General features: G+C 35.4%; 10 protein-coding genes. All 10 read right to left on the bottom strand.

Going from position 1 to position 9,229, the window contains the following annotated elements; all coding sequences use genetic code 11:
* Positions 1-86: 86 nt before the first annotated feature.
* Positions 87-704 carry a DUF4159 domain-containing protein gene (locus ABWO41_RS11915; RefSeq protein ID WP_353138020.1) on the bottom strand — a complete coding sequence of 206 codons (618 nt, stop codon included), beginning with the start codon at positions 702-704 and terminating at the stop codon, positions 87-89.
* Positions 705-730: 26 nt separating this feature from the next.
* Positions 731-1,441 (bottom strand): 16S rRNA (uracil(1498)-N(3))-methyltransferase, encoded by a 711-nt coding sequence (locus ABWO41_RS11910; RefSeq protein WP_353138011.1) that lies wholly within the window; start codon positions 1,439-1,441, stop codon positions 731-733.
* Between the two features lie 57 nt (positions 1,442-1,498).
* On the bottom strand, positions 1,499-1,579 hold the full coding sequence (locus tag ABWO41_RS11905; protein ID WP_353138017.1) for a HepT-like ribonuclease domain-containing protein: 81 nt from the start codon (positions 1,577-1,579) through the stop codon (positions 1,499-1,501).
* Positions 1,580-1,694: 115 nt separating this feature from the next.
* Positions 1,695-3,035 carry a hemolysin family protein gene (locus ABWO41_RS11900; RefSeq protein ID WP_353138008.1) on the bottom strand — a complete coding sequence of 447 codons (1,341 nt, stop codon included), beginning with the start codon at positions 3,033-3,035 and terminating at the stop codon, positions 1,695-1,697.
* Positions 3,036-3,046: 11 nt separating this feature from the next.
* Positions 3,047-3,583: an inorganic diphosphatase gene (locus tag ABWO41_RS11895; protein ID WP_353138005.1), complete on the bottom strand. Its 537-nt coding sequence runs from the start codon at positions 3,581-3,583 to the stop codon at positions 3,047-3,049.
* A 15-nt stretch (positions 3,584-3,598) separates the two neighbouring features.
* Positions 3,599-4,237 carry a DedA family protein gene (locus ABWO41_RS11890; RefSeq protein WP_353138002.1) on the bottom strand — a complete coding sequence of 213 codons (639 nt, stop codon included), beginning with the start codon at positions 4,235-4,237 and terminating at the stop codon, positions 3,599-3,601.
* 51 nt (positions 4,238-4,288) lie between these two features.
* Entirely contained in the window at positions 4,289-5,671 is a 1,383-nt protein-coding gene (locus ABWO41_RS11885; protein WP_353137999.1) for an NADH-quinone oxidoreductase subunit N, read from the bottom strand.
* 6 nt (positions 5,672-5,677) lie between these two features.
* On the bottom strand, positions 5,678-7,129 hold the full coding sequence (locus ABWO41_RS11880; RefSeq protein WP_353137996.1) for a complex I subunit 4 family protein: 1,452 nt from the start codon (positions 7,127-7,129) through the stop codon (positions 5,678-5,680).
* Between the two features lie 20 nt (positions 7,130-7,149).
* Complete coding sequence (gene nuoL, locus ABWO41_RS11875) at positions 7,150-9,051, bottom strand: NADH-quinone oxidoreductase subunit L (protein ID WP_353137993.1); 1,902 nt, start codon at positions 9,049-9,051, stop codon at positions 7,150-7,152.
* 16 nt (positions 9,052-9,067) lie between these two features.
* Positions 9,068-9,229 (bottom strand): NADH-quinone oxidoreductase subunit NuoK (nuoK, locus tag ABWO41_RS11870; protein ID WP_353138014.1); only part of this gene is annotated, 162 nt, incomplete at its 5' end.

Genomic DNA, 9,229 nt, shown 5'->3' with positions numbered 1-9,229 from the left:
GGGATTACTAAAATTGCCACTTTAAAATAAATAGCTTCAGCTTCAGCAAAAAAGCCAAACTCCTTTAAAGTTTGGCTTTTTTTATTCTATCGATTGCCAAAAGCATAAGAGAGCAAATTAGCACCCATTTTTAGCGCTTTTTCCCGAGTTTCTGGCGAGTCTTCTTTGTATGTGCCCAAATCTTCCCATCCATTTCCTAAATCGCATTCATAGCTGTAAAAACAGATTAAACGCCCTTGATAAATGAGCCCAAATCCTTGTGGTCTTTTATTATCGTGTTCGTGTATTTTGGGAAGACCGTTAGGGAATTTGAATTTCTGATTATAAACCGGATGTGAAACCGGCAATTCCTGAAACTCAAGTTCGGGAAAAACCTTTTTCATTTGAGGGCGGATAAATTGATCTAAGCCATAATTATCGTCTATATGTAAAAATCCACCAGCAAGTAAATAGTTTCTCAAGTTCTTCGCTTCTGAATCCGAAAATTGAACATTGCCATGCCCTGTAAGGTATACGAAAGGATAGTTAAACAGTTCTGAGCTTCCTACTTCTACAACAGCATCCTGTGGGTTAATATTTCCGCCGAGATTATGATTGAAATATTGAATAAGGTTCGGCAAAGCCGTACGATTTGCATACCAATCTCCACCACCATTATATTTCAACTTTGCAATTTTATATGTTGGAGCACCAATTGCACCCATCAGCAAAAATGCAATGCAGACAATGGTTATCTGTTTAAGTAATTTATTTCGAAGCATGCTTGTAGAGCGGCTGTTTCTGTTCTCAACCTACTTTTCCCTAAAGTTATTGGAACAAATCCATTTTCCAAAGCGATTTGAACTTCTTTATCAGAGAAATCTCCTTCCGGACCAATAAGAATCAGATAATTTTGGTTCTTTTGAAAAGAGTCGGAAATTTCTCTTTTTTCTGTGGGAATACAGTGCGCGATATACCTATTAACTGTTTTTTTATTATTCTCTATAAAATTCCTGAATGTTTGGGTATCATTCAGCTTTGGCAAATAAGCTTTAAGAGATTGTTTCATGGCTGAAACCATTATTTTCTCTAAACGCTCTTTTTTCACTTCTTTCCTTTCCGAATGCTCGCAAATAATAGGGGTAATTTCCTGTATTCCTATTTCGGTAGCTTTTTCCAGAAACCATTCTATCCTGTCAATATTTTTGGTTGGAGCTACTGCTATGTGAAGATAATGATCTGTTTTATGGAAGTCCTTCTCTTTGGAGACAATGCTCAATTTTGTTTTTTTGGGATGGTCTTCGATAATTTCTGCTAAATAAAATCCTCCTTTACCATCAACAAGATTAATCTGGTCTCCATTTTTTAACCTCAAAACCCTGGAACAATGCTTGCTTTCTTCTTCATTTAATAAATAAGATGAATCTGAAAAGTTAATATCGGGTGTATAAAAAATGTGCATATCTTGTAAGCAAAGCAATTTAAAACAATAAGGCTTCAACTTCCTGTTTCAAAGGTGTTAAATGCCGTGTAGAATAGCCGAAACTATGGCATCGTCTATATCATTATATGCGTGAACCAGGCGATTTCTGAACCCAATATATCAGAAAAATACTTCTTGCTTCTTTCCGTCATATATTAACCCCTTTTAGTAGAATCGATTTCTTTTTTGAGTATCGGATTAATAGAAAGAGTCTATAATAACCCTTGTCAAATTAACGATTATCCACTGTTTCTTCTTTCTGTAACAACAGTTCCAGTTTAACTGTTTCTATATTCTGACCTACTTTTTTAAGGATCGTGAAGTTATATCCGTTGAACATTTTGGTTTCGCCAACATCAGGAATTTTTCCGAATATTTCGCTTACCAGACCAGCAATAGTATCATAATCTTCATCTTCTGGCAGATCGTGTGGTAAGAATTCATTTACATCATAAACCGTAGCAGATGCTGTTACAATGTATTCTTCTTCGGAAACCCTTTCTACAATTGGTTTTTCTTCATCATACTCATCCTGAATTTCACCCACCAATTCTTCTACGATATCTTCCAGTGTAACCATTCCTGCTGTTCCGCCAAACTCATCTAAAACGATAGCTATTTGTATTTTTTTCAATTTAAGCTCGGTCAACAAATTGTTTATCTTCTTAGATTCAGGAACGAAGAAAGGCTTTCTAATAATATTTTCTAATACAAACTCTCCTTTTCTTGCCAATAAACTCAATATATCTTTTGCGTGGACGATACCAACTATTTTGTCTATACTTTCGTCGTAAACAGGAATACGAGAATAGCCTTCTTCTACAATCAGATTAAGCAATTCTTCCTGAGTAGCATTTTGCTCTGTGGCCACAATCTTCGTTCGTGGCACCATAATATACTTAACTACCCGCTCATTAAAATCAAAGACATTCTTAATAAGCTCATGCTCGGCAGTATTAATGGCCCCAGATTCTTTCCCCTGGTCTAAAATGTATTGTAACTCTTCAGAAGAATGGACAGATTCTCCTCCTTCTACATGGTGGATTCCAAATAGCTTCAGAATAACATTGGCAAAACCATTCAATACATAAATGAAGGGTCTAAACAACAAATAAAAGAACTGCAATGGCAAAGCTATTATCATTGTTGTATTTACCGGTCGCTGAATGGCCAGTGATTTTGGAGCGAGTTCTCCAAAGACGATATGTAGAAAAGTAATAATCAGGAATGCTGTTACATGTCCTGTGCTTGTTGCTACAGCCTCAGATATTGGGATATTAAAAAAGGAAAAAAATTGTAATACCATATTAGACATTACAGACTCACCAACCCAACCAAGACCAAGAGAAGCCAATGTAATACCTAACTGGGTTGCTGCCAGATAGCCATCAAGATGAGAAGTCATGTGCTTTGCTATTTTAGCCACACGACTTCCCGATTTTACTTTTATTTCTATTTGTGAACCCCTTACCTTAACAATTGCAAACTCTGCTGCAACAAAAAATCCATTAAGGATTACCAAAAAAAGGGTTAAAAAAATCTGAAATCCACTAATTTCAATACTGGGGTCCATATAGATGTTATTTATTTAAACGTTTTCTTATAAAGTTCTATACTTTCTTCGATAACTTTATAAGCATACCTCTTACCTAATAAATGTTCGATAGTAACATTTTTTCCTTCTAAGGCTTTATAGTCCTGGAAGAATCTTACTACTTCTTTCATAGTATGTGGAGGCAATTCCGACAAATCGTCGATATAATTTACAGACATATCATGAGCTGCTACAGCTATAATCTTATCATCCTGCTCGCCATTATCTACCATGTGCATAACACCTACCACTTTGGCTTCTATGATTGACATTGGATACACGTCTACAGAACAAAGTACCAATACATCTAACGGATCTTTATCATCACAATATGTTTGAGGGATAAAACCGTAGTTTGCAGGATACATTACAGATGAAAAAAGAACTCTATCTAGTTTTAATAATCCAGAATCTTTATCTATTTCGTATTTCGCTTTTGAACCTTTTGGTATTTCTATAATTGCTGTTACAACTTGTGGAGCATCTTCTCCCGGAGAGATAGAATGCCACGGATGATTATCGGCCATTTAATTATTCAGTATTTATTTATTATTGTTATTAAAATTTCTTTTTAAAACCGTTATAACTAGAGGAAGTGTTGTAACCAAAATAAACCCTATAATGATATACAACAAATACTCGTTAATCTCCTTCTCGAACTTCCTGCCAAGGAAATATCCTAAAAGAGTTAACGAGGTTATCCAAAAAACAGCGCCTACTATATTATAAAAGGCGAACTTTCTGGCATCCAATTTTACAACTCCTGCAAATATAGGAGCAAAAGTTCGTACTATGGGAACAAATCGACCAATAATTAATGTAAAAGCGCCTTGTTTTTTATAATATTCTTCTGCGGCAAGTAGATATTTCTTCTTAAAAAAGAATGAATCCTTCTTATTATAGAGCATTGGTCCTGTTCGATACCCAAACCAGTAACCCACAAAATTACCCGCAATGGCAGCAACAATGAGCCCCAGAATCATGGTGACAATTCCGACGTCGAGTTTACTTGTAGCAACGAACATTCCCGCTAAAAAAAGGAGATAATCTCCCGGAAGGAAGAAACCAAAAAACAACCCGGTTTCGGCGAAAATCACAAACAAAATAAGGTAAAACCCTCCTTTGCTTATAATATGTTGTGCATCAGCCAGATTAACTATATTATGCCAAATCTCCTCCATAGTAATGCCATAAAACTACAAATATTATTGTAATGAAATATGGCTATTTTTTTAAAATAATTTAGTTAAACATGATGGATATACACCTACCAAAATTGTTAAAACTAGACTTAAGCCTAAAACAATCTGATAAAGTGCCGGCACTTTAATATTATTAGCACTGTTTGCATCTTTAAAGTACATGGCAATAATTACTTTGAAATAGTAATACATAGCAATTATAGCATTTACAACAGCTATTGCGACTAACCAGATATGCGCCTGAGAAAGGGCAGTACTAAACATATAGAACTTTCCTATAAAACCGGCCGTTGCAGGTATGCCCGCAAAAGAAAGCATCGCTACTGTTAAGGCTAAAGCTAAAAAAGGATTCGTTTTTGATAACCCGTTGAAACTATCTATAGCATCACTGCCTGTTTTTGCTTTTACTAAAATAAGTATCCCAAAAGCCGTTACCGAAGCCAACGAATAAGCCAATGCATAAATAAATATGGCATTTTCTGAAGCAGAACCAAGAGATACGATTGCAAATAACATATATCCGGCATGTGATATGCTTGAATAAGCCAACAATCTTTTAAAATGATTTTGGTAAAGTGCTGTTAAATTCCCCACGAACAACGTTAATATTGTTATCGTTGTTAATGTTGGTATCCAGAAAGCGCTTAAATTCGCAAAGGAAGTCTGAAATATTCTTAAAAAGGCTGCAAAGCCGGCAATCTTAACCACTGTAGACATAAAAGTGGTAATAAGCGTTGGTGCTCCTTCATATACATCTGGTGTCCAAAAATGAAAAGGCGCTGCTCCGACTTTAAAAACTAAACCGACAATCATTAAAACTAATCCAACATAAAATATAGGTTCAATAATATTTTCGGGGTTGTTTACATACTGCGCAATTTCCTGGAGGTCGAATGTGCCTGAAGCTCCATAAATTAAAGCTATACCGAAAAGTAAAAAGCCGGTAGAAAAGGCTCCCATTAAAAAATATTTCAGAGAAGCCTCATTAGATGCGAAATCTTTCTTTCTTATTCCTGCCAGAATATATAAGCTCACCGACATAATTTCTAAGCCAACAAATAGCATAGATAAATTATTGTAGGAAACCATCATCACACAACCAGCCAAAGCAAATAAAATAATGGTATAATATTCTGCTAAATGTTCGCTGATTCTTTCGAAATAACCTTTAGATAATAAGAAAATTAAGACCGTAACGACAATACAGAGAGAAGAGAAGGCTACAGCAAAATTATCAAAAAGCATCATCCCACTAAAAATAGGAGAGGCGCCTGAATCCCATTCCGCTACCGAAAAACCAAGTGCAAGTAATAATCCTAATACACTAACAGGCATTAATCCTGATTTAACCTTGAATAAGCCTAAATAAAGAACTACTATTGCTAATATTGATATAACTATTAAAGAATTCATTCCCAATTAAAATGATAATTTATTATTCACTTTTGTGATAAGCCCTTCTACTGATGCTTCTGAAATATGTAATAAAGCATTCGGGTAAACACCAATTGCTATAATGAGCAGACAAACTACTGCTAAAACCAGAACTTCAGATCCTGAAATATCTTTAAATGTTCTGGTTAGATCATTCAACTCGCCTTGCATAGCCGTTTTATAGGCGCGTAACAGATACACTGCTCCGAAAATAATGGTTAAGCCACCAAATACAGCATACCAGATATTAAACTTAAATAAACCGTTCAATAATAAAAATTCACCGATAAATCCATTTGTTATAGGAAGTCCCACAGCTCCTAAAAGAATGATCAGGAAAGCAATAGCGAACTTAGGAGCTACTTTAGCAATTCCGCCCATTTCAGACAATTCCCTTGTTTTTAATCGATCAAAAAGAATATCTACAATAAAGAACAACCCAATTACGCTAATTCCGTGATTCAGCATTTGAATCATTGCTCCCTGCAAACCCTGAAGGTTCCACGTGAAAACACCAGCAGAAATTAACCCTACGTGAGCAATAGAAGAATACGCAATTAATCGCTTTATGTCTTTTTGAGTAAAAGCTATTATAGAAGCGTAAACTATTCCAATAACAGATAGTGTTAAAGCAAATTTACCCCAAAGCAAAAAACCTGACGGAAGCACAGGTATAAGCCAAACAATTACTCCGTAAACTCCCATTTTAAGCATAATACCACCTAAAAGCATTGTTCCCGCTGTTGGAGCAGAAGTATAAGTATCCGGTTGCCAGGTATGGAAAGGGAATATTGGCATCTTAATAGCAAATGCTAAAAAGAAGCACCAAAATACCCAGGATTGAGTTTCCTTAGGTAAATTCAAAGCGTAAAACGCATCTATAGAGAACGTTCTGCTTGTTGTTTGCAGATATAAAAAGATAATGCCCAACAACATAAATAAAGATCCTGCAATAGTATATATGAAGAATTTCATATTTACTTTTATACGATCTGCTCCGCCCCATAGTGCACAAATAAAATAAATGGGTATTAGAGCCAATTCCCATCCTATATAAAACAGGAAAGCATCCATAGCTGTAAACACAATGAGCAAGCCGAATTGCATAAACAACATTAAAGTATAAAATGCCGGCTTTTCTATCTCTCTCTTAAAAGTAGACAAGATAATTAACGGTAGTAATCCTGCGGTAAGCAATAACATAGACATACTGATACCGTCTACTCCTGCAGTAAAATAGATTCCAAACTTAGTAATCCACGGATAGTTTATGGTAAATTGTCTTCCCGCTTCAGGATTGAAGTTACATAACATACCAAGCGTTATTGCCAGCGTAACAAGCGAACTAACCAAAGCGACCTGCTTTGCATATTTCCCGGAAAACAAAGTGATAATTGCTCCTAAAACGGGAAAGAATAGTAAACTTAATAAATTCATCTTTTCCTTATTCGCTAAACTTAAATATGAATGAAACTATATACTAAAACCGCTATTATACTTATTACCATGGCAAAAATATAGAAACCTACATTTCCGCTTTGTAAGAGTCTTAAAGTCTTTCCTGCTTCTAAAGAGCCTTTACCAAGTCCGTTAACAATAGCATCGATTCCTGACTTATCAACTATTTTGTAGAAAAACCCGGATAAAAGATCCAAAGGCTTCTGAACAAGAAAAGCATATATCTCGTCTACATAAAACTTGTTATAAGACAATTTTACCAAAGCAGATCTTTCTTCATTATCTTCTGCAGGTACATGTTTGCTGCCAACATATCTTGTATAAGCGTATATTATTGCTATAATAACGCCTACCACAGAAATCCCCATTAACATAAACTCTGTAGCATGGTCTAACGACAGAACTGGTATTAAATCTTTTGAGAAAGCATAAATAGGAGACAAGTATTCATTTAACCAATGATGTCCTCCCAACGCATGGGGAATTCCTATAAAACCACCAATTACTGATAAAATTGCCAGAACAATTAAAGGCAATGTCATTGAAACAGGAGATTCGTGTAAATGATGTCTTTGTTCTTCTGTACCTCTAAAAGATCCCCAGAAAGTTAAAAACATCATTCTAAACATATAAAATGCTGTAAATAACGCTCCAATAACGCCTATTACCCACATCAATTTATTGTGTTGATAAACATGTGCCAGAATTTCATCTTTAGAGAAGAAACCTGCGAACGGAGGCAAGCCAGCAATCGCAATTGTTCCAATTAACATGGTAAAGAAAGTGACAGGCAGTTGTTTTTTTAGTCCTCCCATTCTCCTCATGTCCTGTTCATTACTCATTCCGTGAATTACTGAACCAGCTCCAAGGAACAATAATGCTTTAAAGAATGCATGTGTAATGACATGGAAAAAAGCCCCGGTAAATGCACCAACTCCTAAACCAAGAAACATGTATCCCAACTGTGAAACAGTTGAATAGGCCAGAACCTTTTTAATATCTGTTTGTGTTAATGCGATGATTGCTGCAATAATTGCCGTTGCTAAACCAATTATAGCTACAATATCCATAGTTAAAGGTGCCAATGCAAACAATATATTAGAGCGAACGATCATATAAATACCTGCAGTTACCATTGTTGCAGCATGTATAAGCGCCGAAACTGGTGTTGGGCCAGCCATCGCATCCGGCAACCAGGTAAATAAAGGCAATTGTGCCGATTTACCTGTCGCAGCGATAAATAACAATATGGTGATTAAAGTAATTAAAGCACCATTGCTCTCAATATTTAATGTTTTTGGAAATATATCTATAAAAGATACCGAACCAAAGGCATGGATAATCAGGAAAACAGCTATAAGGAATCCCAAATCTCCAATACGGTTCATAATAAAAGCTTTCTTCGCCGCATCTGCATAAGAACTGTTTTTATACCAAAAGCCAATTAGAAGATAAGAACATAAACCTACACCTTCCCATCCAATAAACATGATGATATAATTGGAGCCCATAACCAAAAGCAGCATGAAAAAGATGAACAGATTTAAATAAGCGAAGAACTTACCAAAGCCTTCATCATGTTTCATATATCCCGCAGAATAAATATGGATTAACGAGCCAATACCTGTAATAATCAGCAACATTAAGATGCTTAACTGGTCTATTTGAAATGCAAAAGGAATATCTAATGAGCCAACTTTTATCCAGTCAAAAAGAGTAACGATAACAGGTTTTGCTTCGTTAAAGCTCAAAAATATAGATAAACTTATTGCAAAAGGTGCAATAACTGCTAAGCTTGCTATAGTTGCTATAACCGACTTTGGTAATACATTTCTCCCGATTCCATTAATAAGGAAACCAACCAAAGGCAGCAAAGGGATTAACCAAACTAAATCTATCATCCTTTCTTAAAATAATTTACCATTTTAACCTATTCAAAATATTAATATCGATTGAACTTGTATTTCGATATACCATTACGATTATGGCCAAACCAACAGCAACTTCGGCTGCAGCTAAAGCCATAATGAAAAACACAAATACTTGTCCCGAAGCATCACCACGGTAAGCTGAAAATGC

The organism is Pseudopedobacter sp. (genome assembly GCF_040392825.1).
GTDB lineage: Bacteria > Bacteroidota > Bacteroidia > Sphingobacteriales > Sphingobacteriaceae > Pseudopedobacter.
This window is presented reverse-complemented; position numbering and strand designations above follow the sequence as displayed.

Excerpts from the sequence above, each read along its gene's own strand:
- ABWO41_RS11895 (WP_353138005.1), bottom strand. The coding sequence starts at position 3,583 with ATGGCCGATAATCATCCGTGGCATTCTATCTCTCCGGGAGAAGATGCT.
- ABWO41_RS11915 (WP_353138020.1), bottom strand. The coding sequence starts at position 704 with ATGGGTGCAATTGGTGCTCCAACATATAAAATTGCAAAGTTGAAATAT.
- nuoL (WP_353137993.1), bottom strand. The coding sequence starts at position 9,051 with ATGATAGATTTAGTTTGGTTAATCCCTTTGCTGCCTTTGGTTGGTTTC.
- ABWO41_RS11885 (WP_353137999.1), bottom strand. The coding sequence starts at position 5,671 with ATGAATTCTTTAATAGTTATATCAATATTAGCAATAGTAGTTCTTTAT.
- ABWO41_RS11910 (WP_353138011.1), bottom strand. The coding sequence starts at position 1,441 with ATGCACATTTTTTATACACCCGATATTAACTTTTCAGATTCATCTTAT.
- ABWO41_RS11880 (WP_353137996.1), bottom strand. The coding sequence starts at position 7,129 with ATGAATTTATTAAGTTTACTATTCTTTCCCGTTTTAGGAGCAATTATC.
- ABWO41_RS11890 (WP_353138002.1), bottom strand. The coding sequence starts at position 4,237 with ATGGAGGAGATTTGGCATAATATAGTTAATCTGGCTGATGCACAACAT.
- ABWO41_RS11900 (WP_353138008.1), bottom strand. The coding sequence starts at position 3,035 with ATGGACCCCAGTATTGAAATTAGTGGATTTCAGATTTTTTTAACCCTT.